At 66.7% G+C, this 25787-nt stretch carries 17 protein-coding genes and 1 pseudogene; 9 read left to right on the forward strand and 9 right to left on the reverse strand.

Annotated features, from left to right (window positions below; translation table 11 throughout):
* Positions 1 to 54: 54 nt before the first annotated feature.
* Positions 55 to 1144 (forward strand): annotated as a pseudogene (locus FZ033_RS13910) (DUF917 domain-containing protein).
* Entirely contained in the window at positions 1141 to 2691 is a 1551-nt protein-coding gene (locus FZ033_RS13915) for a hydantoinase/oxoprolinase N-terminal domain-containing protein (RefSeq protein WP_149576705.1), read from the forward strand. The pseudogene FZ033_RS13910 and the gene FZ033_RS13915 overlap by 4 nt, the downstream one beginning before the upstream one ends.
* Positions 2692 to 2929: 238 nt before the next feature.
* Here the strand turns inward: FZ033_RS13915 and FZ033_RS13920 are convergent, their stop codons facing one another.
* The 6 genes from FZ033_RS13920 to dld form a co-directional block, all read right to left on the reverse strand.
* Positions 2930 to 4363, reverse strand: a complete 1434-nt coding sequence (locus tag FZ033_RS13920) for an NAD-dependent malic enzyme (protein WP_232847477.1) — start codon at positions 4361 to 4363, stop codon at positions 2930 to 2932.
* A 251-nt stretch (positions 4364 to 4614) separates the two neighbouring features.
* The gene (locus FZ033_RS13925) at positions 4615 to 6426 is read right to left on the reverse strand and encodes a CocE/NonD family hydrolase (protein ID WP_149576706.1); all 1812 of its coding nucleotides are present in this window, start codon (positions 6424 to 6426) and stop codon (positions 4615 to 4617) included.
* A gap of 54 nt (positions 6427 to 6480) precedes the next feature.
* On the reverse strand, positions 6481 to 6849 hold the full coding sequence (locus FZ033_RS13930) for a nitrile hydratase subunit alpha (RefSeq protein WP_149576707.1): 369 nt from the start codon (positions 6847 to 6849) through the stop codon (positions 6481 to 6483).
* Entirely contained in the window at positions 6846 to 7181 is a 336-nt protein-coding gene (locus FZ033_RS13935; RefSeq protein WP_149576708.1) for a hypothetical protein, read from the reverse strand. Before FZ033_RS13935 ends, FZ033_RS13930 begins: the two co-directional genes overlap by 4 nt.
* A 56-nt stretch (positions 7182 to 7237) precedes the next feature.
* Positions 7238 to 8845, reverse strand: a complete 1608-nt coding sequence (locus FZ033_RS13940) for a thiamine pyrophosphate-binding protein (RefSeq protein ID WP_149576709.1) — start codon at positions 8843 to 8845, stop codon at positions 7238 to 7240.
* A gap of 67 nt (positions 8846 to 8912) precedes the next feature.
* Positions 8913 to 10658, reverse strand: coding sequence for a D-lactate dehydrogenase (gene dld / locus FZ033_RS13945; protein WP_149576710.1), 1746 nt, complete (start codon positions 10656 to 10658; stop codon positions 8913 to 8915).
* A 677-nt stretch (positions 10659 to 11335) separates the two neighbouring features.
* Here dld and FZ033_RS13950 point away from each other — a divergent pair.
* The 5 genes from FZ033_RS13950 (at position 11336) to FZ033_RS13970 (ending at position 17914) form a co-directional block, all read left to right on the forward strand.
* The gene (locus FZ033_RS13950; protein WP_149576711.1) at positions 11336 to 12508 is read left to right on the forward strand and encodes a PAS domain-containing protein; all 1173 of its coding nucleotides are present in this window, start codon (positions 11336 to 11338) and stop codon (positions 12506 to 12508) included.
* A 116-nt stretch (positions 12509 to 12624) separates the two neighbouring features.
* Positions 12625 to 13257, forward strand: a complete 633-nt coding sequence (locus FZ033_RS13955; protein WP_408068488.1) for a UbiX family flavin prenyltransferase — start codon at positions 12625 to 12627, stop codon at positions 13255 to 13257.
* Complete coding sequence (locus FZ033_RS13960) at positions 13257 to 15335, forward strand: phenolic acid decarboxylase (protein ID WP_149576713.1); 2079 nt, start codon at positions 13257 to 13259, stop codon at positions 15333 to 15335. Before FZ033_RS13955 ends, FZ033_RS13960 begins: the two co-directional genes overlap by 1 nt.
* Positions 15336 to 15811: 476 nt before the next feature.
* Entirely contained in the window at positions 15812 to 16528 is a 717-nt protein-coding gene (locus FZ033_RS13965) for a hypothetical protein (protein ID WP_149576714.1), read from the forward strand.
* 765 nt (positions 16529 to 17293) lie between these two features.
* Positions 17294 to 17914 carry a tyrosine-type recombinase/integrase gene (locus tag FZ033_RS13970; protein WP_149576715.1) on the forward strand — a complete coding sequence of 207 codons (621 nt, stop codon included), beginning with the start codon at positions 17294 to 17296 and terminating at the stop codon, positions 17912 to 17914.
* An 87-nt stretch (positions 17915 to 18001) separates the two neighbouring features.
* Here the strand turns inward: FZ033_RS13970 and FZ033_RS13975 are convergent, their stop codons facing one another.
* Positions 18002 to 21727: an autotransporter domain-containing protein gene (locus FZ033_RS13975; RefSeq protein WP_188079477.1), complete on the reverse strand. Its 3726-nt coding sequence runs from the start codon at positions 21725 to 21727 to the stop codon at positions 18002 to 18004.
* 6 nt (positions 21728 to 21733) lie between these two features.
* Here FZ033_RS13975 and FZ033_RS24550 point away from each other — a divergent pair, with 6 nt between their 5' ends.
* Both FZ033_RS24550 and FZ033_RS24050 read left to right on the forward strand, forming a co-directional pair.
* Positions 21734 to 22450 carry a hypothetical protein gene (locus FZ033_RS24550; RefSeq protein ID WP_188079478.1) on the forward strand — a complete coding sequence of 239 codons (717 nt, stop codon included), beginning with the start codon at positions 21734 to 21736 and terminating at the stop codon, positions 22448 to 22450.
* 57 nt (positions 22451 to 22507) lie between these two features.
* Positions 22508 to 23641 (forward strand): hypothetical protein, encoded by a 1134-nt coding sequence (locus FZ033_RS24050; RefSeq protein WP_188079479.1) that lies wholly within the window; start codon positions 22508 to 22510, stop codon positions 23639 to 23641.
* Positions 23642 to 23863: 222 nt separating this feature from the next.
* Here the strand turns inward: FZ033_RS24050 and FZ033_RS13995 are convergent, their stop codons facing one another.
* Positions 23864 to 24631 carry a helix-turn-helix transcriptional regulator gene (locus tag FZ033_RS13995; RefSeq protein ID WP_149576717.1) on the reverse strand — a complete coding sequence of 256 codons (768 nt, stop codon included), beginning with the start codon at positions 24629 to 24631 and terminating at the stop codon, positions 23864 to 23866.
* Between the two features lie 585 nt (positions 24632 to 25216).
* Positions 25217 to 25585: a twin-arginine translocation signal domain-containing protein gene (locus FZ033_RS14000; RefSeq protein ID WP_149576718.1), complete on the reverse strand. Its 369-nt coding sequence runs from the start codon at positions 25583 to 25585 to the stop codon at positions 25217 to 25219.
* Between the last annotated feature and the right edge of the window lie 202 nt (positions 25586 to 25787).

The following is a 25787-nucleotide window of genomic DNA, read 5'->3' on the forward strand; positions in this document are numbered from 1 at the left end:
CGAATGGCCGCAGCGGGCGAAACGACCGCTCGCTTCATAGCTGAAAGACCTGGGATGCCTCGTTTCCTGGATGCGGAAGAGCTTGATCTGCTGGCAATCGGCGCCTGGATTCTCGGGACCGGAGGCGGCGGATCGCCCTATGCCTCCCACCTTGTCGCCCGGCAATTCTATGAGGACGGAGGCCGCATCGCGCTTCTCGATCCGGACGAATTGGCCGACGACAACGTCGTGGCGGTGGTCTCGACCATGGGGGCGCCATTGGTGTTCCAGGAACGCATGACCGATGCCGCCTTCGCCTTGAAGCCGGTGCGGGTCATGGAGGCTTTCCTGGGCCGGCCGTTCCGGGCGGTGATGACGGTGGAGATCGGCGGCTGCAACGCCTTTCAGCCGTTGCTCGTGGCCGCGGCATCCGGCCTGCCGGTCGTGGATGCGGACGCCATGGGCCGGGCCTATCCCGAGGCCCAGATGCAGACCTTCTCCATTGCCGGGCTGCAGATGGTCCCGCACGTCGTTTCCGACATCCGCGACAATGACGTGATCATTCCCACCGCGTCCGGCGGGCATGAGATGGAGCGCGTGCGGCGCAAGGTCTGCACGGAATACGGATCGGTCGCGACCACCTGCCAGGCCCCGCGCACCGGGGCGGAGGTGAAGCGTCACGCGGTCCTGCGCAGCCTGTCGCACGCCATCGCCCTGGGGCGCGAGGTGCGCCGCGCGAAGGCGACCCATGAGGATCCGGTCCAGGCGACCGTGGCCGCCGCCGGTGGTAAGCGGCTGTTCACCGGCAAAGGTGATGGATGTGCAGCGCCGCACCACCGAGGGCTTCCTGCGCGGCTCCCTCATCCTCGCTGGCCTCGGCGACGACGCCGGCGCGTCCTTCGACATCGCCTTCCGGAACGAGTTCACCATCGGGCGGCGCGACGGCACGGTGATCGTCACGACGCCCGACCTGATCTGCGTGCTCGACACCATCTCGGGCGAGGCCATCGGCACGGAGAGCCTGCGCTACGGCCAGAGGGGCACGGTCATCGCCCTGCCGTCGCAACCGATCCATCGCAGCACCGAGGGGCTGCGCCATGTCGGCCCGCGCGCCTTCGGCCATGACGTGGAGTTTCGCAGCGTCTTCGGCGAGGAGCCGGCATGAGCCGCATCGGGATCGACGTCGGCGGCACCAATACCGATGCCGTCCTGCTCGAGGGCGGCAAGGTGCTCGCCGCGCTGAAACGGCCGACCACCGTCGATGTCGCGGACGGCGTGCGCCAGGCACTGGTCGATCTGGTCGCCGCGGCCGCCGGCCATCCGGCCCTCGGGCGGATCGAAGCGGTGATGATCGGCACCACGCATTTCACCAATGCGGTGGTGGAGCGGCGCCATCTGGACCGCGTGGCGGCGCTGCGCATCGGCCTGCCCGCCAATGCCGGGCTGCCGCCCTTCATCGGCTGGCCGAAGGACCTTGCGGCGGCCATGCGGGGAAGCGTCCACATGGTGGGCGGCGGGCACGAATATGACGGGCGGGTTCTGGTGCCGCTGGATCGCGCAGCCGTGCGGCGCGAGGCGCAGTGCATCGCGGAGAGCGGCATCACCTCGGTCGCCATCACCAGCGTGTTCTCCCCGCTGACCGATGAATGCGAGCGCGAGGCCGCGGAAATCGTGCGGGAGGTGATGCCCGCGGCGCGCATCACGCTCTCCCACGAGATCGGCCGGATCGGCCTGTTGGAGCGGGAGAATGCGGCGCTGCTGAATGCCGGGCTGCAGGGCCTTGCGCAGCGCACCACGGCGGCCTTCGTGCGGGCGCTGCGCAACAGCGGCATCGCGGCGCCGCTCTATCTCACCCAGAATGACGGCACCATCGTGCAGGCGGCGGTGGCGGAGCGCCATCCGGTCTATCGCTTCGCCTCCGGTCCCACCAACAGCATGCGCGGCGCGGCCTTCCTCTCGGGCCTCGCCGATGCGCTGGTGGTGGATGTGGGCGGCACGACCACCGACGTGGGCTGCCTCAAGGACGGGTTTCCGCGTCAGGCCAATGCGATGGTGGAGATCGGCGGGGTGCGCACGCTGTTCCGCATGCCGGACCTGATCTCCATCGGCCTCGGCGGCGGCACGGAGATCGCCGACGACGGACGCCGGATCGGTCCGGGCAGCGTCGGCTTCCGGCTGCCGGAGAAGGCGCTCTGCTTCGGCGGCGACACGCTGACCGCAACGGACATCGCGGTCGCTGCGGGGCGGATCGCGCTGGGAGATCCGGGGCTGGTGCGCAGGCTTCCTGGTCCTCTCGTGGCCGACGGCCTCCTTCACATGGAACGCATGGTTGCGGAGGTGGTGGACCGCATGAAGACGGATGCCGCGCCGGTTCCCCTCATCGCGGTGGGCGGCGGGAGCTTTCTGGTGCCCGATCCCATGGAGGGCGTCTCGCAGGTGGTGCGCATCCAGCACCATGCCGTGGCCAATGCCGTAGGCGCCGCCATTGCGCAGGTCAGCGGCGAGGTGGATCGCATCTTCTCCGGTGTCGAGCGTGACGCGGCACTCGATGAAGCGACAAGGGAGGCGATGCGGCGCGCGATCGAGGCCGGCGCTGAGCCGGGCAGCGTGCAGACGCTCGATGTTGAGGACATCCCGATCGCTTATCTTCCCGGCAATGCCCGCCGCGTCCGCGTGCGCGTCGTCGGGGAGATCGCGCAGCTCACTGCCTAATACCAACGGCCCCGGTCTTTGACCGGTGCCGAGAGGGTGTCGCTCAGGCGCCGCGCGGGCTTAACCAAAGGCCCATGAGTCAAGCTCATGGGCCTTTGGTATAAGCGGGGCACCCCCGGATGGCGGCAGAATATCCGGCGCCGTCCGATCCATCGCCCTGGCCGTCCAGCGACCGCGTGGCGTCATTTCATTCCTTGCTCCGGGTCCAGCGACGTTCGGGCCCTGACCTTCCGAGCCGCTATTTCTGCTTTGCGGTGAGCGGCACGTAACGCGGCGTCCAGATCTTGGCGCGCAGGCGCTGCTGGATCTGATCGACCGTGACGTCAGAGGCGTAGCCTTCCTTATGGGCCTGCATCGCGACGGCGAGGGCGACCCCTGCCGCGACCTCCCGTAGAGCGCTCACCGGGGGCAAAAGATTGTGCCTCGGATTGTCGCGGGCGGGCGATGACCCCGCCAGTGCCTTCGCTGCCGCCATGAACATTCCATCGCTGACGCGGCTGGCGCCGACTGCCAGCGTGCCCAGCCCAATACCGGGAAAGATGTAGGAATTGTTGGTCTGGTCCACCTTGAAGCGGGCGCCGTTCCGCAAGATCGGGAGGAATGGGCTGCCGACACCCGCGAGCACCCGCCCTGCGGTCCAGGCTTCGATATCCGAAGGCGTCGCTTCTGCCCGCGAGGTCGGGTTGGACAGCGGAAAGATGACCGGCCGCTCGTTGCATTCGGCCATCGCGCGGATCACTGGCTCTGTGAAGGCGCCCGCCTGGCCGGAGACGCCGATCAGCACCGTTGGCCGGGCGTTGCGCACGACGTCGAGGAGCTCGATCCTGTCCGGATGGTCGAGTGTCCAGCCCTCGATCGATTGCCGCTTCTGCACAAAGGGGAGCTGGAATGGGACAAGTCCGGGCATGCCTTCGATCAGGAGTCCGTCACGATCGACCATGAAGAAGCGTGCTGCCGCCTCGTTCTCAGACAGGCCGGCATCGCACATGGCGGAGCGGATCAGGCCGGCGATGCCGCAGCCGGCCGAGCCGCCGCCGAACACCGCCACCCGCTGTTCGGCGAGCGGCACGCCGGTGACATTGACGGCCGCCAGCAAGGTGCCGGTCGCCACCGCGGCCGTGCCCTGGACATCGTCATTGAAGGTGCACAGCCGGTCGCGATAGCGCTCAAGCAGGCGCGTCGCATTGTTCTTCGCGAAATCTTCCCACTGCAGCAGAACCCGGGGCCAACGCCTGGTGACGGCGGAGACGAAGGCCTCGATGAAGTCGTCATACACCTGGCCGCGCACCCGCTCGTGCCGCCAGCCCACATAGAGCGGGTCGGCGAGGCAGTCGGAATTGTCGGTTCCGACATCAAGCAGGATCGGCAAAGTCGCCGCCGGGTGCATGCCGCCGCCGCCGGAATAGAGCGCGAGCTTGCCGATCGGAGTGCCCATGCCGCCCGCCCCCTCGTCGCCGAGCCCCAGGATGCGCTCGCCATCGGTCACGACGATCGCTTCCACGGCGTCGAAGCGCGGCTGCGCGAAGATCTGGTCGAGCCGCGACTGATGGGGGATGCTGAGAAAAAGGCCGCGCGGCTTGTGGTACAGGCGGCTGAACTGCTGGCAGCCGGCGCCCACCGTGGGCGTATAGACGACCGGCAGCAGCTCTTCGAGGGCCGACCAACGTCGCATAGAACAGGGTCTCGTTGGTGTCCTGGAGCTCGCGCAGGAACGCATAGCGTTCGAGATCTGTTTCGAAGCCGCGCAGCGCCAGCAGCGCGCGGGACATCTGCTCGTCAAGGGTTGAGACATGCGGCGGCAGCAATCCGTGCAGATGGAAGGCGTCGCGCTCTTCCTCGGTGAAGGCCGTGCCCTTGTTGAGCTGGGGATCGGCCAGCAGTTCGTATCCGTTCCGCATGGTGGATAGGAGCGAGGGGGTCGCCTCAAACATGAAGATCGCTCCTGGCTCCGCCGACCCGGGCGAGTTCGATATAGGTGTCGGGGCCGTAATGCAGGGTGTTGCGCGAGTAGTAGGGCGGCACCTGCATGTCGAACTGGGCGTGCCCGTGGCTCACGTCGCTGCGCAGGAGATCGGTGCGGCTGGCGATGTCGAGGCGAAGCCGCTCGCCCGGCTTCGGCACCACGGGCTGCGGCGTGAGGCTGAAGCGCAGCGTCACCGGCACGCCGGGGGTGAGCGGCTCGGGCGTGTCGATGTCGATGGCGATCTCGGTCAAGGTGGAGCGCACTGCGTCGATCCTGCGGCAGGCGGGGCGGATCGTCCCCATGGAGAGGATCTGGTAGCCGCCATCGGCCGAGACGATGCCGGTGCGAGCCACCACGTGGGAATCGATCTCGTTGCAGCTGAAAGAGAGGCTCACGGAAACCGGGCCGGTCAGCTCCATCGCCTCCTCCACCGGCAGCTCGAAGGTGAGGCGCTGGCTCTCCACCTCGTCGAAGCCCGCTGTCACGATGGCGCCGAGCGGCACCGCCGCCCATCGGTTCGTCCCGCCTTCGCCCGGCGCGCGGTCGAGGCGATGGGTTGCGGCGTCCGCGCCGCTGGAGGCCGGGTAGAGGCGCAGCGCCGTGCTGCCGGGCAGCGGCCATTCCGGAGCGCTGCGATAGTCCTTCGCGCCTTCCGTCCAGTATCGCACCCGCGGCTGTGCGGCATAGCCGTTGTCCGCGCCGTAGACGAGATGATCGAAGAAGGCGAGCGCCTCCAGCTGCCAGGCATAGACCGGCAGATCATAGGTCGCCGGGCCAATGATGAGCCAGCGTTGATCCTTCGGCGTGCCGGCATTCTGGAACAGGTCGTAGGCGCCGAACTGGTGCAGGTTGAGGTAGCCGGCATTCTGCATGACGACGAACGGCACCTTGATGTCGCCGAGCGCGCCGGACGGCCCGGCCGGCAGCACGCCCGTGGCCCGCGTCTTGCCGTCGAGCATGAGGCCGGCGAACAGCTGCCGCGTCTGGGGCGTCGGCACCTGCCGCTGGAAGGCCTTCATGATCCGCGCCATGCGCTTCTTCAGCTGCGGCCGCCACACGTGCTTCAGGGCTGAGTTGGTGATGTGGCTCACCACCGCGCGCAGCAGCGGCGGCACGCGAAGCCTGAACTGCAGGGGCGTGAAGTTCGCCCCCATCCAGAGTGCGAAGAAATCGGGCTGCGGCGCACCGCCGAACATGGCGATGTGGCGGAAGAAGTCCGTGCACATCTCGTTGGTGAAGAAGCCCTTCAGCGCCGGCGGGCGAAGCCGTGCCACCTGCGGCTGGGTCAGCCCGTAATAGGAGGTGCCGAACAGCACCACCTGCCCGTCGCACCAGGGCTGGGTAGCGGCCCATTGGATGACCCTGGCATGGTCCTCCACGTCCGTGTCGTTGAGATAGACGGCGTCGGCGCCGCCCGAGCGGCCCATGCCGCGGCGGGTGACGATCACGTGGGCGTAGCCGCGATCGGTGAAGACCGGCGGGCTACCGCTCTCGTTGTTGCCGGCGGGCACCCCGGCGGCCTGCAATTCCTTAGAATAGGCCGCGAAGCAGATGACCGCCGGATAGCGGCCGGCCGCCTTCGGCACATAGACATCGGCCGCAAGGCTGATGGATGGGGCGACCTCGACCATCTGGTCCGCGAGGACGCGGCAGCCGAGCCCCGACTTCGCGGCGGGTCCCGGCGTCCAGCCGGCGAGCTGCGGGCCGAACAGGCCGCCCTTCGGCGCGATGAGATTGTCCCAGAAGCCCGGCTTCCCGTTCTTGTCCGTCATGTGCGTTCTCCCCCGGCCTCAGGCTCACCGCGCAGCTCTTCGCGCGGGGGCGTTCTACAATTGCGAGATGTCGAGGCCGGTCTTCTTCTGCGCGGCCAGGCGCATCTCGCGCACCACCCATTTCTGCTTGTCATCCGGAATGAAAAAGCCGCCGATGCCGGACGAAAAGAGCAGGTCGAAGACCCGCTCGGTCACTTGGGTGAGAGCCTGCTCCAGGTCGGCTCCGGCCTCGGGCTTCGGGGGCACCATGATGACGATGGTGTCTTCCACCTGCTCGATGATCTCGATCCTGAAATCCGGGCCCGGCGTGTAGCCGAACTCGGCGCAGACCACCCCGACCGGGTCGGTGAGGAGCTTTGCGCGGTAATCGGGATCGGTGGCGATGCGCTCGTAATTCTTCTCGACGAAATCGGCATTGCTCACGGCTGATCTCCCTCGGTGCGGGCCGCGTTGCGCAGGGCCAGCAGCTTGAACTTGGCAGCCACGGGCACGAGCCAGATGAACAGGCCCTGGCTGGACCACAGGTCCATCTGGTTGAGCGGCGTCGCGGCGGGCGGCGCATGGGGTGCGCGGGTGGGAGGAATGGTGAAGTAGACCCGGTCGCGCCGCTGCACCACCACCTTCACCTTGACGCCGGCCGGCACCTCGATGCCCATGGTCTTGAGCGCCTCGACGGGGTCGCTCTCCACCTGCGCGGCGAAGGCGTCGTCGGTCCACACGCGCCGCGTCAGCTCCTTCTCGAAATCTCCGGACATGAACGTCTCCCCTGTTCTGTTTCGATGGGATGCGGCGGGGCAGCGCCGCCGCCGGTTCACGGCTCGCGATTGATGATCAGGAAGCTCGGACCTTGATGCGCGAGCGCGCGGGCGAGCACGTCGCCGATGCGCTCGACAGCGTCGATCGTCTCGACGCGGGCACCGAAGCCCTCGGCGATCTTCTGCATGTCCACATCGGGATCGCTGAAGTCCAGGCCGACGAAGTGTGTGGTCGCGATGGTCGTGCCCATCACATTGCACCACAGGTCCTTCAGCAGCCGGTATTCATTGTTCACGAAGCAGATGAAGATGGACGGGATGGAATACTTCGCGGCCGTCCAGAGCGCGTGGATGGAGAACAGGCTGCCTCCATCACCGACGAAGCAGGCGGCGTGCTTGCCGCTTGCCAGGCCGATGCCGACGCCCAGCGGCAGGGCCCAGCCCAAACCGCCGCCACGGGGCGAGAAATGCACGTTCCGAAAGCCGAGGCTTACCGCCATGTCCTGCACGATGGCGTCCTCGGAGGAGCCTTCCGTAATGATGTGCGTGGATCTGTCGAGATGGCGTAGTACGGTCAGGATAAGCGCATCGCTCGCGTGCGTCCCCGAGGCAGGATATTTCGCATCCAGAGCGGCCTCATTGATCGCTCGTCCACCGGCTGGCGCAGCCGGAGCACCCAGCGCGGACGCCAGCGCGTCCAGGGTCGCATGGATGTCGCCGAGCACGGCCATGTCGCAGGGAAAGTCGAAGCCCAGCTGGCTCGCCGCCGGGGCGATCTGAATGACCTGCAATTCCGTCGGCAGCGCCTGGAGGCCGTCATAGGTGAAACTGTCGACCTTCTCGCCGATGAGCAGCATGGTGTGGTAGTGGCCGAGCGTCTCATTGATCTTCTTCGTGGTAGGCGGAAGCTGGCCGCGGAAGTTCGGATGCAGCGGATCGACCGTGCCTTGCACGTGGAAAGGCGCGGCATAGATGTCGGCGCCGAGCGCGCTGGCGATGCGGCTGACGGCGTCGATGCCGTGCGCCGCGCCCACCGCATAGTCGGCGACGATGGCGAGCTTGCCCTTGGGCACCGCGGTGAGAACGGCGGCCACCTCGCCGATGGCGCGGGGCACCACATCCTCGATGATGCGCGTCTTCTTGAACGTCGTATGCCCGGTCTCCTCCAGCATGAAGTTCATGGGGATGGAGAGGAAAACGGGACCGGTCGGCTGGAGCCGCGCGTGCAGGTAGCAGCGTTGCAGGGCGACGGCGAGATCGTCCGTGCGGGTCACCTCATAGGCATATTTGGTGGCGGTCTCCGCCAACTGGACATTGGGCGCGCCCAGTACCGGATTGTGGATGAGGAAGCGAGAATCCTGCTGCCCGTTGATGACCAGCAGGGGCACCCCGGACATGAGGGCGTTGCGCATGTTGAACATGCCGTTGGCGAGGCCCGGATAGGTATGGAGGCTGACGATGGACGGCTTGCCGGTGATCAGGGCATAGCCGGCAGCGATGCCAACCGCGCTCGATTCATGCAGCGACAGGACATAGGTGGCCTTCGAGGCCGCCACCGCCGCGAGGAAGGTGGTTTCCGTAGTCCCGGGATTGCCGAAAACAAACGGAATTTCATAAGTTTCAAGAAAATCCTGGATGAGCTCGCCGCCTGTCCGTGTCGTCATGTTCCCCCCCAAGTGATCTTGCCGAAGCATTCCGAGCGGCTCATGCCGCAATTGGCACGCGATATTGTCAGCCGTCGCATCGGATGCGGCTTGGTCCAACGTTCTGTCCGCGCGGCATCCAGTGCGCGCATTTGGTAGTCCGGCCAATCCCCGGGTTGAACGCATTGCAGGGATCGAGCGCCTTGAAATGGTCGACCATGGTGGGCTTCGCGAAATAAAGGTGCCCCACATTGTGCTCGGCGGGATATTCCGCACCGCGGGCGTCCAGGAGCTTCCACATGGCGTGCTCGATCTCCTCGCAATTGCTGCCCTTCGCCACGATATAGTCCTGGTGGAAGACGTGGCAGAAGAAGTGGCCGCAATAGAGCTTGCGGATCAGGTGCTTGTCGATCTCCGCCGGCAGCGTCTCGAACCAGTTCTCGTCGTTCCGGCGCAGCGCGATGTCGAGCGCGACGATGTCCTCCACTTCCCTGTCGTGCACCGCGCGATAGCGGATCGCGGCGCCGGCGGCGGCGAAGCGGTGCAGGAAGGCCTTGTCGCCCTCGTCGGGCGTGCACTCGAAATAGTCCCCGCTCTTCGACGGAAAGATTGACTTGAGATAGGCGCGGGCTTCCGCGATGCCGTCGTCGCCCATCTTCAAGAGAAGGTAGTGCTCGAAGCGGTCGCGGTAGTCGATCATGCGCCGGGGCAGATGCTTCGGAAAGAGGTGGCTCAAGGCCTGCAGCATCTTGGCGCTGAGATTCTTCGGCAGGAACGCGATCCGCCGGCAAAAATTGTCGAATGCCGCCTGGAGCGCGAACAGCCGCGGGATCATGTCGGTGCCGAGATAATGAATCACTAGGAAGGTGTCCTTGCCGTAGTCCTCTGCGCAATTGAAGGAGTCCCGGTGCATGTACTCGCCTTCGATCGGCAGTTCCTTGAAGCTTCCGAGGATATGGCGGCGGATGTTCTCCAACTCGGCAGTATCATTTGAGCCGATGTAGAAGACGACCTGCTCTTTCTCCTTCGGGAAGGTATCGAGCCGCACCGCCATCAGCATCACCTTGCCGGCGCTGCCGGACGCCTCGAACAGGCGGCGCGGATCGGCGTTGAAGCGGGACGGCGTCGCCGCATTCACGTCGCGCACATGGACCACATACTCATGGTCCGAGGCGGCGCGGGAGGGGTCGTTTACGATGTCGGCGGGGGTGAAATCACCGTTCTCGATCCGCCGAAGGATGGTTTCCGGGTCATTGCCGAGCGCGATGCCCAGATGGTTGACGAGATGCAGCCCGCCCGCCTCATCGAGCCGCGCAAACAGCGCCAGCTGCGTGAAGGCCGGGCCGCGATGGATCAGGGCGCCGCCGGAATTGTTGCAGACGCCGCCGAACACCGACGCGCCGATGCAGGACGAGCCGATCACCGAGTGCGGCGCGCGGCCGATCTTGTCCAGCGCCTTCTCCAGGTGGAACAGGGTCGTGCCCGGCAGGCACACCACCTGTGTTCCATCGTTGATGAGGTGCAGGCCTTCGATGCGCATGGTGTTGATGAGCACCACGCCGAGGTCATAGTCGTCCCCGTCAGGGGTCGACCCGCCTGTCACGCCAGTATTGGCCGACTGCATGATGACGATCTTGTCGGCCGCGGCGCAGGCCTTGAGGACCCGCCACTGCTCCACCAGCGAGCCCGGCCGCACCACGGCGACGACCGGGCCGGAGCCGAAGCGGATGCCGGTGCGAAAGCGTCGCGTCGCCTCGGGGCTCGTCAGGACATGCGATCGACCGACGATGTCCTGAAGGTCCCCGATGAGGGCTGGCTCATCGTCAACCGCCATTCGTCCAGCAGCATCGCGTGTTGGGACGCTCAAGTCGAGAAATGCAGCATCCATGGCGACAGCTCTCCCAAACGTCACCTTTGGCTATCCGCCCCATGCGAACAACGGCCTGATCTGGTGATCGCCTCTGAAACAGATCCGTCGGGGGCCCATGGACCGCCCGGCGCGGGCTTGATGAGATGTCAGCCTATCGCAACGGCGTTGGGCGGCACATCAACAGAAGTGGTGAAGCGCCTTGTCCTCCCTTTCCGGCTATTCCCTGCGCGTCTCGTTCCGTACCAGGGTAGGTGTTAACCGGCCGCGCCGCACGCCTCAACGGCCGAAGCCGCCGGATAGGCGCCGCGGTTCCAGACATCCGCTCACCGATGGCTTGGAGGCGTCGACATCTGCTGCGCGCCAGCCTTCATCACCGACATGCGGGCTCTGCGCTCGCGGCGGCTACTCCCGACAAGAGGGCGATCGGGGACGGACGATCGAGTTCATCCGGCAGGCTATCGGTGAGGGCCAGCCCGGCATCGGCTATGCCGCCCTGAAATTCGGCGACTGAGGGCGGTCGCAGATCGCGCGCGGACAATCGGACCTCGCACGCCGGCGCTGGAAGTCACCCATCAGGTCGGGATGCGTTGAACGGGCTGAGATTCTCTGCCATCTTCCGGCGACCTTCGAGGCTACCCAGCGTGAAAGACACGGAGCGTGATCTCGCCGATTGTGTCGGCGCCATCTACCAGGCCGGCGCCGGGGAGGGTAGCTGGCTGGACGTCGGCGAGCGCATCTGCCGGCTCATGGATGCCCGGCGCGCCCTGCTGAACCTCGGTGGACCCGGCGGACCGCGCAACCTGCTGATGCCCGCCGACGGCAGCGAAACCGCGTATTTGGCCTATTTCCACGCCAGCGACCCCTATGCCGCCAAGGCCCGCTACGACTTTGCGACGGCGCGGGCCTATCACCTCGGGAACGCGAAGCTCGGCGCCGAGTTGGTCGCCGAGAATGACTTCCTGCACAGCGAGTTCTACTACGACTTCGCCCGGCATCACGAGCGTCGCCACGTGATCGGCGGCATGGCCGGCATCACCGAGGCTACCCCGGTGCTGGTGTTCCGCGACAACGACACGGGAGCGTTCGACGAAACCCATGTCCGCCTGCTCAAGACCCTGATGCCGCACGTCCAGCGCGCCATCGAGTTGCGGGCGCGGCTGGGACGGGATCACGAGGCGAGCGCCCTGACGCGGGCCGCGCTGGACGCGCTTCCCGTGGGCGTGAGCGTCGTCGATGGGGGGCTGAAGATCCGCTTCATCAACGATCTCGCCCGCAGGTACCTGGCCGGCCCGGATTCCGGCCTGTTCTCCATGCGCTCGGGACCCTATGCCGGCAGCGGCGTCTACCTCGCCGCCATGTCCCGCGAAGAGGCCGGCGTGCTCCGCCGGCTCGTCGCCTCCGCCACATCCGGGGGCACCGGGGGCGCGATGCGCGTGACCTCGCGCAACGGCGCAGTTGTGGCCTTGATGGTCGCTCCGGCGCCGCATGGCCTTGCCGACGACGTGAGCGGCTTGGAAAGCGGTGGCGCCAGGGAGCCGCTTGCCCTGCTCATCCTGCGACCGCTCAATCGCAAGACGGTACCCCAGACGGACATGCTGTGCGAGATGTTCGACTTCAGCCGGGCGGAGGCGGAGGTCGCGATCGCGCTCACCGGCGGCGCCAGCGCCGAGGACGTGGCGCGCGGACGCGGGGTCTCGCTCATGACCGTCCGCAGCCAGATCCGTTCGATCCTGGGCAAGTCGGAAGCGGAGAACCTGCGCGACTTCGAGCGCACCATGGCGACCCTCGGGGCGCTGGTGCCGCAGCTGCGCTGAAGGATCTTCCGCCGGCCCGTCGGTCGTTTCGCGGCCCGCATAGACAGTTCTGACGATGAGGCCTCCGGTCCGCCTGGCTAGGCTGCGTCCATTCGAACCGGGACTGGATGCGCGCCATGCAACAGCACGTCACCCCTGCGCCACGCCGGCGCATGATCGTCGGGATCAGCGGCGCCACGGGGATCATCTACGGGCTGCGCATCCTGGAGGTGCTGCGGGGCCTCGACATCGAGACCCATCTCGTCATGTCGAAGCCGGGTGAGCGGACCCTCGTCTATGAGACCGACCTGAAGGTGCGCGACGTCCGCGTCATGGCGGACTTCTCCTATGCGGATGCCGATATTGGCGCCGCGATTGCCTCGGGCTCGTTCCGAACCATGGGCATGATCGTTGCCCCCTGCTCGGCGAGGAGCCTGTCCGCCATCGCCACCGGCAACACCGACGGCCTGCTCACCCGCGCGGCCGACGTCTGCCTGAAGGAGCGTCGCCGGGTGGTCCTCATGTTCCGCGAGACGCCCCTGCATGCCGGGCACATCCGCGCCATGGCACAGGCCACCGAGAACGGCGCCATCGTCTTCCCTCCGGTGCCGGCCTTCTACGACCGACCGAGCTCGCTCGATGACATGGTGAACCACACTGTCGGGCGCGTGCTCGACCTCTACGACCTCGACGCAGGCCTGTTCAACCGCTGGAGCGGCGGGCCGCAAGCCGCCCGTGCCGCCGACGCCCGCGCCGAGGGAGAAGCGTGATGCCACTCACCGACCTGCGCCTTTATATCGAGGCCCTGCGCGGCCTCGGGGAAATCCAGGAGATCGACGCGCCGGTCTCCCTCGATCTGGAGCTCGGCGCCATCATCCGCCGCTGCATCGAGACCGGGGCGCCGGCGCCCCTGTTCAACACGTTCTCCGATCATGCCGGCGGCTTCCGCATCCTCGGCGCTCCGGGCGGCACCAGCGCACAGCCCGGCAAGGAGCTTGTTCGCGTTGCCGTCGCGCTGGAGCTGCCGCCGACCACGGGCGGCCTTGCGATCGCCGAGGCCATCGCCGCGAGCCTCGACAGGCCGCCCATCGACCCGGTGGTCGTGGACGATGCGCCGGTCTTCGAGAACACGTTCACCGGCGACGCGGTGGATCTTGCCGCGCTCCCCGCGCCGCTGCTGCACTATGGGGACGGTGGGCGCTATCTCAACACCTTCGGCTGCATCGTCGCCCGCACGCCGGACGGAACCTGGACCAACTGGTCCATCGCCCGGATGATGATGATCGACGGCAAGCGCCTCTCGGGAATCGTAGCGCCGCAGCAGCACCTTGGCATGGTGGCACAGGCCTGGGCGGATTTGGGCAAGCCGATGCCGTTCGCGCTGGCGCTCGGGGTCGAGCCTGCCATTCCCTTCATCTGCGGCATGCCGCTGCCCGCCCACGTCGACGAGGGCGGGCGCCTCGGCGCGCTGCTGGGGCGCGCCATCAGGACCCTGCGGTGCCGGACCGTCGATCTTGAAGCTCCGGCCAGCGCGGAGATCCTGATCGAAGGGTACCTCCATCTCGACGAATTGGTGGAGGAAGGCCCCATGGGCGAGTTCGCCGGCTATATCCCTCTCGATACGCAGATGCGCCGCCCCACCTACCGGGTCTGCGCCATCAGCCATCGCGAAAACGCCATCCTGCCGGTTGTCGTCGCCGGCGAGCCGGTGGAGGAGAACCACACCGCCTGGGGACTGCCGAGCTCGGCACAGTTGCTCTACGAACTGCGCAAGGCCGGCATTCCGGCGACCACGGCCTGGATTCCGCTGCAGTCGGCGCTCCACTGGCTCGTGGTCACGGTTCCGCGCGACTGGCGCCGCCGGAGCGGGGACGGCGAGAGCATGGCCTTCTGCCGGCGCATCGGGCAGACGGTGTTCGCGAGCAAGGCGGGGGCGGTGATCCCGAAGGTGATCGTGCTCAATGACGATGTTGATCCGACCGACCTGACCGAACTGGTCTGGGCCTTCGCCACCCGTTGCCACCCGCTCCTCGGCCATGCAGTCTTCGACGATATAGAGGCCTCGCCGCTGCTCGCCTATCTGCGCAGGAGCGAGAAGATTTCCGGCCATACCGGCAAGATCGTCTACAACTGCCTGGCACCGGACGAATGGGGCGAAGCCCTGCCGATGCGGGCATCCTTCCGCCACGGCTATCCGGCGGAGATCGTCGACCGCGTGCGTCGGCGCTGGAGCGAATACGGTTTCAAGCAAGCGTCCCCCATCCACCCCATGTCAACAGCCGGCGGTCCGGGACATCAACCCGGCGCCGGAGAGAGGAAGATCATGTCCGATACATTCGATTCGACCCATCCGGCGGAGATCGCCGCCTTCGTGGGCAAGCACATCATCTACACCTATGCCAATGGCTGGCAGTACGAGATGTACTTCAAGAACGACCGCACCATCGACTACCGCGTCCATGGAGGCATGGTCGGCGGGCGCTGGGTGAAGGGTCAGGAGGTCCACATCGTCCGCCTCGCCGACGGCGTCTACAAGGTGTCCTGGCACGAGCCCACCGGCACTTGCGTCAGCGTCGCCTACAACCTCCATGAGAACCGCGCCCACGGGGCGACCTTCTTCCCGCACTGGATCGAGCAGGAGCCGAAGAAGATCATCGGCTTCCAGAACGAGAAGATCGACCTGATGCGCCAGTATCGCGACGCGGGTCCGACCTATCCGACCATGCTCGTCGACGAGTTCGCCGACATCACCTTCGTGGAGGATTGCGGCCGGGATGACGAGAGCGTCATCGCCTGCGCGCCGGAGGACCTGCCTCCGGGCTATGCTACGCGGCGCAATGTCAGCTGACGCGGCGCTGACGGCCGGACGCGATAGGGAGGTTCGAGAGTGGTTGTCTGCGATCTTAATCGTCGTCAAGTCGCGATGCTGGGCGTAGCCTTGGCCGCGACATGGCGCGCTCCGGCGGAAGCACAGACGAGATCCCCAATGCTCTATCCGGGCGAGGAGTTGACCGAGGCGGCGGGCTATCCGGCTCTGGTGCGGTTCGAGCCGGGGCGACCGGAGCTTCCCGTGGTGGTGTTCGTCACAGGAGGAGGGGTGCTCGGTCGCATCGCCTACGGACCGCCCGGGGGAAGGACCCCCGATTTCCTTTGTCATTGGCTGCATGAGGAAGGCTTTCCGTCGCTGGTCCTGTCCTATCCCATCGACAGCAGAGGTGTGTTCGACGCCCCATTCCCGCAGTTTTCGATCACCGACTGGGCGGAGCAGAGCGCCGAGATCATCGCCCGCTACATGGCCGCAATGGCCTGCCGGCGAACGCCATCGTGCTCGGCTGGAGCATGGCGGGGCGAATTGCCGAGCCGCTTCATGCCGCGCTGCGACGAAAGGGAAAGGGCATCGAACTCTTCGTCGCGATGGCGGCCGCATCGGCACTTCCCAATACCCTGCCCGGCCTCGACCACCTGAAGCCAGCCGCAAACGGCCTCGCCTCGATCAGGGGCGCCTACCTCGACTGGCTGCTCCACTGCCTCGCGGATCAGAACGCGGCTGCCGGCCACGTGGTGCTCGATGCCGACGCATTCACACGCGAGATGACCGGCGATTTTCCGGTTGGGCTGGCAGCATCGGCCACGCGCTACAGAGACGGAGCTTTCGTTCCCGACCCGGCCGGAGACGCGCTCGAGGTCGGCACCGCGCAGTATCGCGCCTTTCCGCCGCTCGCTTTGATGACGCACGCCTCCGCGATCGACGCCCGGCACGCTCTCACGGACCGCTCTACATGGGGCGTCTACATCACCCAGCAGCTTTGCGAAGGTCTCGTTTTCTCGCAAGCGGACAAGCTCGCTGCGCTGCCTTCCGAGAAATGGGCCTTGCTGGTAGAGGCTGTCGGGCACGCCGACCAGCGGCTGAGCGCGACGCTGCCGGGCAACCACATGTTCTTCCTTGGAGAGAATGGTGCGAAGAGAACCGTGCAGACGTTGAAGCTCCTCAGGCAAACCGCCGCAGACGTTGCGGGTGAGATCACTCATCTTATGGATTGAAAAGTCGATCATTCGGTCACGCCCGCTTCGAAGAGCGAGAGTTCGGATCGGGTTTCCGTGACGGGTTGAGTGCCGGAGGAGAGTCTTGCTGCGCCCGTCACGGAGGCTGGTTCCCATGACTCAGGTGGTGCCTCTGGACGCGACGCCCTCTGGTGCCGGCGCCTACAAGGTGGATATGAGCCGCGGCGGGCGGATTGTCAGCGCGCGTCTGGTCGAGGGTCCGCCATCGGTTCCAGTCGATCCGCCCGCCGGGGGAGAGTCGAAGCGACACGGGGACGTGGGCGTCGCGGAGAGCTAATGCGTGAGCCAGTGCCCGCGACGCGGCCTCGATCAGATCGAGGGTTGCCCGGGAGCGGTCGCAGCGGCGCTTGCCATCTCGACTGACCTTCCGCCGATCAAGCTTGCCGACAACGGCAGGGGCGATCAGGATATCGATACTAGCGGCATCCGGAAACGGCTCTCTCCATGGTAAATACTTCAAGTCGCCCAGATGGATAAGGCGGTTCGTGTCGACGTAGGCGAGGTAGATTGACTGCGTGAGAGCTATCAGTTGGAGTCTGCGCTGTGATCATCAGCGTAGGCTGCACTGTCGCGTAGTGACGAGGGTGATGCTTGATGCGGGGCAACATGCCGAACGGCAGGTGTTGGGTCAGGTGCTTATGCCCGCTCCTGGCGCTCCACACTCCGACACAAACACCAACCTCTTCGCGACCGGCTCATATGGCACTAATCTAAATTGGGGCTGCTCCTCGGAAGGAGGATGCCATGCACACCAATCACGAGACCCGGCACGAGCCCTGGAATGCCGGCCGGATCGTCGGTGTTAAACCTCCCCTGAAGCCCAAGCATATCTGGGCGTTGCGCATGCGGTTGCAGATTGCAAATCGGGTGCGCGACCTCGCCATGTTCAATCTTGCCATCGACAGCAAATTGCGTGGCTGCGATCTGGTGACACTGAAGGTCGGCGACGTATTCTCCGGCAGCGGCATTCGCGCGAGATCGGTGGTCATCCAGCACAAGACCGGGCAGCCGGTTCCCTTCGAGATCACTGAACCGACGAAGGACGCGCTCGCTGCCTGGCTTGCCGTACGGCGAGCAAAGGGAAGCGACTGGCTTGGGCCGAGCCACAGCCATATTGGAGGACATGTCACTACCAGGCAGTACGGGCGTCTCGTCGACCAATGGGTCAGCTTGATCGGCCTCAATCCGGCAGATTACGGCACGCACAGTCTGCGGCGAACAAAAGTCTCCATCCTCTACAAGAGGACCGGAAATCTCCGCGCCTGCCAGCTCCTGCTGGGCCATACCAAGCTCGAGAGCACCGTGCGCTATCTCGGCATCGAAGTCGGCGACGCCTTGAGCCTGTCAGAGCAGACCGAGATCTGAGACTTGGCGCCTGCAGTTCAAGGGGATTGCAGGCGCCGCTGAAGCATCCAAGGGAACCGATGAGCCATTCCTAAGATAAGCCTTACCTCAGAACTTCCACCCGAGTTCCGCCGAGAACGCGCTCTGTGAGGCGCCGGAGGCGATCTGCCCGTTATATTTGACCGAGAGGGTGGCAAGCTCCGAGGCGGCATAGCCGAGCCCTGCGCCCACCAGCAAGGCATCCTGCGCGATGGGGGCGCCCGCCACCTGGAAGGGTGTCGTCCCGCCGGCAAAGAGCATGTTCGCATAAGGCGTCGTGTCGCCGAAGGCGTGCTGCCAGGCGAGGGTCACGCTCGGGGTCAAAGGCCGCCCGAACACACCGATGGAGGTGGCGAGCCGCATGCCGAGCGTCGAATAGGTCGTCTCGAACGATGCAGTACTGACGCCGAGCGCCGCCGCCCCGCCGGTCTCTGTGAGGGAGGCCCCATCGAGGTTCAGATAGGCCAGCCCCGCGAACGGCTCCACATCGAAGGCGCCGAAGGTGAGGCCATAGGCCAATTCGCCGAAGGCCTGGAAAGAGCCTGTACTATAGCCGCCGGAGAGCGCCTCATAGAAGCCGGGGAAGGCGACGGTGCGGTCCACGGAGACATCGTGCCAGCCATAGGTCAAAGCCCCGCGCGCGGCGAGGCGGCCGAACAGGGCCGCGCCGTAAAGGCCCATGTCGTACGTGTCGATGGAGCCGGAGGAGGCCCGGTCCGCCACATCGAAATTGGACCGACCATAGCCGCCGAAGAGGCCGGCGCGTGCGGTCTCGCTCACCGCCACGTCGGCACCGATGAGGAAGCCGCCAATGGTGTTGGAGACGCTGGCCGCATTACTGTTGCCGTTGGTGTCACCCCAGCCGCCATAGCCCAGCGCCCACAAAGTGGGGGTGAGGCCGGCCCCGAGGCGGGCGGTGGCCGGAGCCTTCACCGGCATGGCGTAGCCGAGCGGCGCGGCGCCTTCCGGCGTGAGCGCCTGGATGAGGCGCGCGCCCACAGCATCGCGGACATAGCTCGATTGCTGCACGATCACCGTGCTGGCCGAGGCATAGGCCTCGCCCGAGAGCGCGGCGAACGCGGCCCCCGGCGTTGCGCCCTTGGGCAGAGCGAGAATGGCGTCATAGATGGGATTGCCGTCGCCGAGGGTCTGGACGGCGTTGGCGGCACCGGCCTCGTTCGGCGTGCGAGCGAAGGTTGCTAACGCGATGTCGTTATAGATCAGCCCCAGATACACATTGTGGGCATCGTAGGAGAGGCCCGGGTCGAGGAAGATGTAGCTGCTCGCCGGCAGGTCGCCGGTGAGCGAACCGAACGTGCCGGTGACCATGCCGGAGGTGGTGATGATGGCGTAGGCCGTTCCCGGCAGAAACACCGCCGCACCGGCATTCACGGCGACGGATGCGCCGGAAGACAGGACGACGGCACCCGTGGCATCGATGAGGTCGTGGGCGCCGCCGGCGGTCACGTCCACCCGGTAGACCGAGCCGGAATTGAAGGCGACGTCGCCTTTCACGGTGAGGGTGCCCGGCGAATTGCCCGGCGCCGCAACGCCCCCTGAATTGACCACGAGCCCGCCGATTGTGCCCTGGCCGGCCAGAACGCCGCCGGTCTGCACGGTGAAGACGGAGGCGCCAAGGGCCGCATTGGCCAGGGTGACGGTACCGTCCTCGACGAACGTACCGCCGCTGAAGGTGCCGGACGATCCGAGCTGCACCGTGCCGCCGCCGCGGAAGGTCATCGTGCCGAAGCCGGAAAGGCCCCCGCTGAAGCCATAGGCGTCGGAGCGATCGAAGACCAAGGCGGCATTGTTCAGCACATCGCCAGCGAGGGAGCCCGCAGTGCCGCCATCACCGATCTGCAGCGTACCGGCGGAAATGGTCGTCCCGCCCCCATAGGTGTTGGCGCCGGTGAGGATGAGGGCGGACGCCCCCTCCTTGGTGAAGGCACCGCTGCCGGAGATGACGCCGGCGAATGTGGCGTCGGCGCCCTGGTTGACGGTGAGCACCTTCGTGCCGAGCGCGATCGCTCCGTCGCCGCTGCCGGAGAGGGTCTTGATGGTGGTGCCGGCGCCGTCGATGCCAGAAATGTCAAACGTGGCATTCACTGCGACGGCGGTCGAGTTGGCGATGGAGCCCGTGCCCGCCAAGGCCAGCGTGCCGGCGTCGATCACCGTCCTGCCGATGAAGCCGGCATTGGCGCCGGTGAGGGTGAGGGCGGACGCCCCCTCCTTGGTGAAGCCGCCGCTGCCGGAGAGGACGCCGGCGAACGTTGCGTCGGCGCCCTGGTTGACGGTGAGCACCTTCGTGCCGAGCGCGATCACCCCCTCGGTGCTGCCGGACAGGGTCTTGATGGTGGTGCCGGCGCCGTCGAGGCCGGAGATGTCAAACGTGGCATTCACCGCGACGGAGTTCGAATTGGCAATCGAGCTTACGCCCGACAAAGCCAGCGTGCCGGCGTCGATCTCCGTCTTGCCGGTGAAGCCGGCATTGGCGCCGGTGAGGGTGAGGGTGGACGCCCCTTCCTTGGTGAAGGCGCCGCTGCCGGAGATGACGCCGGCGAACGTGGCGTCGGCGCCCTGGTTGACGGTGAGCGCCTTCGTGCCGAGCGCGATCAGCCCGTCGGTGCTGCCGGAGAGGGTGTTGATGGTGGTGCCGGCGCTGTCGATGCCGGAAATGTCGAGCGTGGCATTCACTGCGACGGCAGTCGAATTGGCAATCGAGCCCGCCCCCGACAAAGCCAGCGTGCCGGCGTCGATCACCGTCTGGCCGGTGAAGCCGGCATTGGCATTGGTGAGGGTCGCCGTGCCGTCGCCGGTCTTGGTGAAGGCGCCGCTGCCCGAAAGGGCGCCGTCCAGCGTTGCCGTAGTGCCGCCCGCGGTCTCCAGGGTGCCCCCGTTCGCCAGCAGGACGAGGTCGCCGGAGAGCGTGAGGCTGGCAGTCGTGCGCAGGGTGCCGCCGTCGAAACTGGTGGTGAGGAAGGACGGGCCGGCCCCTTCCAAGGTCTTCGCATCGGCGATGGCGAGCATGCCGCCCGTGAGGGTCCAGCTCAGGCCGCTGGCATTGGTGCCGGTGCCAGTCCACTCGCCGCCCACCACCGACAAGGCGTTGAAGCCCACAAATTGGGTGCCGGAGAGCGAGCCCGAGGGGGTCGGCACCACGTGGCCCACGTCGAACGCGGCCGCGCCCGTGCCGCCGAGCTTCAGGGCGTCCCCACCATTCGTGGTTCCGCTGGTGGAGATCACATTGCCGGTGAAGGAATAGCCCGCCTGAAGCTCCAGCGCGTTGCCGCCGCCCGACAGCTCCACCGCATTGGCGCGCGTCACCCCATCGCCGGAGAGTCCGCCGACGATGGAGCCGGCGTTCTTGATGGTGGAACCGCCGGTGGAGACGACGCCAACCGCGCCGAGACCGCCCGCGCCGTCCACTCCAGGGTCGCCGGCAGGGGCAAAAAGGCCGTTTCCACCCTCCACGCGAGCCCCTCCCAGGCCCCCCAGTCCGGCCATTCCTCCGTCGCCGCCGCTGATCGTGCCTGTATTGGTGAGGGTGAAGCTGGAGCCGCTCACGCCGACACCGCCAATGCCCCCGTTTCCGCCGTTTCCGCCCGTCCCGCCTTTGGCGGCGATGGCGCCGCTGCCGCCGCTGCCGCCCGCGCCACCATCGCCGCCCTTGCCGCCGCTGATCGTGCCGGAACTGGTGATGGAAAAAGCCGTGCCGGTGACGCCGGCAGCGCCCGCGCCGCCGTCACCGCCGCGCCCGCCATTGCCGCCGCCTTTGGCGGCACCTGAGACGTTCACAGAATTTTGGAAGTCGCCGCTGCCGCCAGGCTGGAAGGAACCGGCCGACCCGCCAGAGCCGCCTGCGCCGCCTTCACCCCCGGTGCCGCCTTCGGCTCCTGCGCCACCCGCGATCGATCCTGCATTCGTCACGGTGAAGGAACTGCCGCTGACGCCTGCGCCGCCGGCACCACCCGTGCCGCCGGCGCCACCGGCTCCCCCCACATTGCCGTCGCCGCCCTTGCCGCTTACGCCCCTGCCGGCGGCATCACCCACAGCGGGACCGACGTCAACTCGTACGTTGCCGCCCACGCCGCCTTGGCCTCCGACGCCCGCGGCGCCCCCGGTGCCGCCTTTGGCTCCCGCGCCGCCTGCGAGCGTTCCGCGGTTCGTCAGATCGAAGAGCGTGCCGGTGACGCCGACGCCCCCGGCTCCCCCGGTCCCGCCTTCACCCCCGTTGCCGCCCGCACCGCCCGTGCCGCCGGTTCCGGCCGTGCTGGAGAGCACCACACCCGGGACGCTGATCGTCGAATCCAAAGAGATCCCGGGTCCCCCGGTTCCGCCCGCGCCGCCGCGTCCGCCATCGCCGCCGAGACCGCCCGAGCCTGCGTAAAGCGTCGTCTCGTTGATCACGGTGAAGGAGGTGCCGCTGATGCCCGCCCCTCCCAGACCGCCGAGGCCGCCGGCTCCGCCATTGCCGCCGTCATCGCCCAGCTTCCCCTTGCCGGCGAGGATGGCGTATGATCCCGGAGTGGTAAAGTGTTGGGAGAGGGTTTCGCCCACAGGCACCACCGGTGCGAATTGGCTGTCATTGCCGGCTCCGGCCGCGCCGCCGGCTCCGCCGCCGATCACGCCGTTATTGTGGATGGTGAAATTGGATCCGCCTGCGCCGACGCCGCCCTGCGCGCCCGCGCCTCCTGGGCCAGGCTCGTTGGACTTGGGGCCGATGAACATCGATCCACCCTGGCCGCCGATCCCACCGATCACGCTGCCGGTGTTGGTCAGATCGTAGCCATACCCCGTGATGCCGGCCCCGCCCGCGCCGGACACGCCGACAACCATGGGTCCCTCTCCCGGGCGGTTAGGCCGGGAGATGCCTCCTCCCTCGCCACCATCGCCGCCAAGGATGGAGCCACCATTGGTGATGGTGAGGCTTCCGATCTGCGATCCGGAGACGGCAACGCCCGTGCCGCCGCTGCCGGCATTTCCGCCATACGACGGGCTGCCGCCGCCATCGCCGCCATCGCCACCGGAGATGATCGCGCTATTGGTGAGGATGCCGCCTGGCGTGAAATAAATGCCATACCCGCCATCGCCGCCCGCGCCGCCGCCGGCGGAATATGTTGTGCCAGCGACGTAGGCGGCTCCCCCCCCGCCGCCGCCACCCGCACCGCCCGTCACATTAGCGGAAACGTCGAGGGTAAGAGGCGCCGTCGTGACGATACCGAAGCCACCGGCGCCTCCCCCGCCGCCGCTGCCATTGATTTCAGCCGATCCATTGTTTTCTACATTGAGGCGACTCGACCCCCCGCGGCCACCCTGGCCACCCGTCGCGGCGGTCGTCACCTGCTGGTCGGCACCCGTGGTCAGGAAGGTGCCGCCGCCGCCGCCGCCGCCGCCGGAGCCGCCAAAGCCGTAGGGAAGGTTTACCCCTTGCCCGCCATCGCCACCGCCGTCTGTGCCGGCCGTGCCGCCTCCAACAAGGCCTGTGCCACCTGCGGCGCCCACGCCGCCGCCGCCGCCGCCGCTTTTGCCGTCTTCGGAGTCGCTCCCGGCCACGCCATAGGCACCGCCGGCGCCACCGGGCACCTGGTCTTTGCCGGCCCCGCCGTTTCCGCCGAAGGTCTGGGCTCGCGCGCAATCGATCGGAACAGCCCCCGCGACGGCGATGAGGCAAAGCAGCGACGCCCCGGCCAGCCATATGCGACGCGATGAAATCCCCGCGCCGGCACCCGCTCCGGAAGTGCGATCCTTCAGGACGATGCAGCAGCCGCGCCGCCGCTTATCGGCAGCGGTTTCCCGACGCGCAGACATGACTCCACCCCCCAAGGCTTACCCATCGCGACGAACACGATTTGCAATATGCCGGTAGGGTAGGCGATGACGGGCATCACTTCATGTCCTCTAAATAGAGGATACGCCCGTACGCAGAACCACTTAGCCAGCACCATTGAGCCACAGGCTCATGAGTTCCGCGCGGCTGCGCACGCCGAATTTGCGGAAGATGCGCGTGACGTGCTGGTGGGCCGTTGAGGTGGCGATTTCCAGCTCGCGACCGATCGCCTTTTCCGTGGCCTTGGTGAGCAGCATGTGCAGCACCCGCCGCTCCGCCGGGGTCAGAGGCGAAGAGGCCATGATGAGGCCGTGGCCCAACATGAGATGACGGTGAAACCACTTGATGCCGCGCAGCGCGTGGACGAGCTGCGCGATCTCCTCATCGGTGAAGGTCTTGCGCGAATAGAAGCCGAAGTGGGATTCGCAATCGGCATTCAAGGGAAAGGCGACGAAGACCGCATCGTACGTGCCCACCGAACCGTAATGCCGCTGATAGAAGGGTGTCTCGAACCAGTCCGCAGGCAGTTCCCGGCGGAATGAATAGGTCCGGAACGTGCCGACGTTTTGCATCGGCAGGAGGAAGGAAGGATCGATCTCGCGGCGGTCCCAGACCTCCATGATCTCCTTGAAATGCTGTTCATCCCGGTGCGGCGGGACCGGATGCCAGGCTTGCACGGCCGCGACGCGCCAGCCCTGAAGGGGATCGGAGGTCGCGACATCTGCAAGGCGGATGGCGCCGGCCCAGGTGGCGTTCCAGGCGCCCGCCGCTTCGCTGAGCACCGCCATGAGATGAGCCGCCGCCATCGACGATTGGCCCGCATCGAAGTCCGACAATTCGTCCCAAAGGAGGTGTATGGCTTCGATGTTCACGGGCACTCGCGATCCCAGCCTTCATCCGCGCCGCATCAAACGCAGAGCTCTCGCTCTGTCGACTAACACCACGGGACCTTTCAAAAGGCGATAGGCTAAACGGCGCGGTGTTGGAAGGCGCGATATCAGGCCGCAGACGCGCATGGCGTAAAGACCGTTCGCTCGCCTTTGCACGCCGGTTCTGCAGCATCCAGCAGATCGGCGCCCTCATCGACGGGGCCGACACAAGGTGGCGTCTCTCATGTCGCCAACGAATCGAAAGCCGGCACCGTGAGGACCGCGGGGCCGAACATCCGCTGCCGAGCAGGTAGCCAATGTCCGCTTGTGGCGCATGCGGCGATTTCGCTGCGTCTGATTGGTTTCACTCCGCCTTGTGGCTTCTCCGAAGGGCAGGGCGGGCGCCGACCCAGCAATGGGGTCACTCGGATGGTCGCTGTGAAGGCTGCGATCGGCACCGCATCGACGCCACGGGAACCCGTGGTGACCGAGGTTCTTTCCTTGCTCTCTTCGTCCCGCTCCGCGTTCGATGTGGTATCATATGCCGCCCGCCGACCGGGCGAGCGCCCAACTGGCGCCGCATGGCTATCAGGGAACAGTGGACGGTCTCTCCAGAAACCGCAGCGCGGCCTCGATAAGGTTCGGCTGCGCGTTCGAGAGGATGCGGGCGCGGTGCATCTCGAGTGCGAGCTGCAAGGCGGCGGTGGCGCCTTCCTTTGTGGTGGCTGGAGGCAGTCCGGCTGCGGCATTGATGGCATCCAATGCCGGTGTTGGTTCATCGTCGGGAATATCGCCGGCGATGGTGTCGAGGCGGAGCTTCTCGATGCGAAAGGCGATGACAAGTGCGAGGAGAGGATCGGCTTCGAGGGGAGCCGCCGGCGCCGGAAAGAGTGCGGCGGCACCAGTGCCTGTCGCACCCTTCAACACCGTGCGGCGGGATGGACGCGGTTCAACCATGGACCGCCCGCCTCGCCAGGCGAACGATGCTTCCCCGCAGGCCGAGGTTCGAGGCCGTCCTGATATCCAGGTGACCTGAGCCCCTTTTCTCCTCCGGCTTAGGAGAGAGTCCTAGGTTTCATTTCTGGCCTCAGGCGGCCTGGATTTCCAGTGCGATTGTTGCGGCGAACTCGGCAGGGGATCGATGGCCGAGGGCGGAATG

It is taken from the genome of Xanthobacter oligotrophicus, assembly GCF_008364685.1.
Lineage (GTDB): Bacteria > Pseudomonadota > Alphaproteobacteria > Rhizobiales > Xanthobacteraceae > Xanthobacter > Xanthobacter oligotrophicus.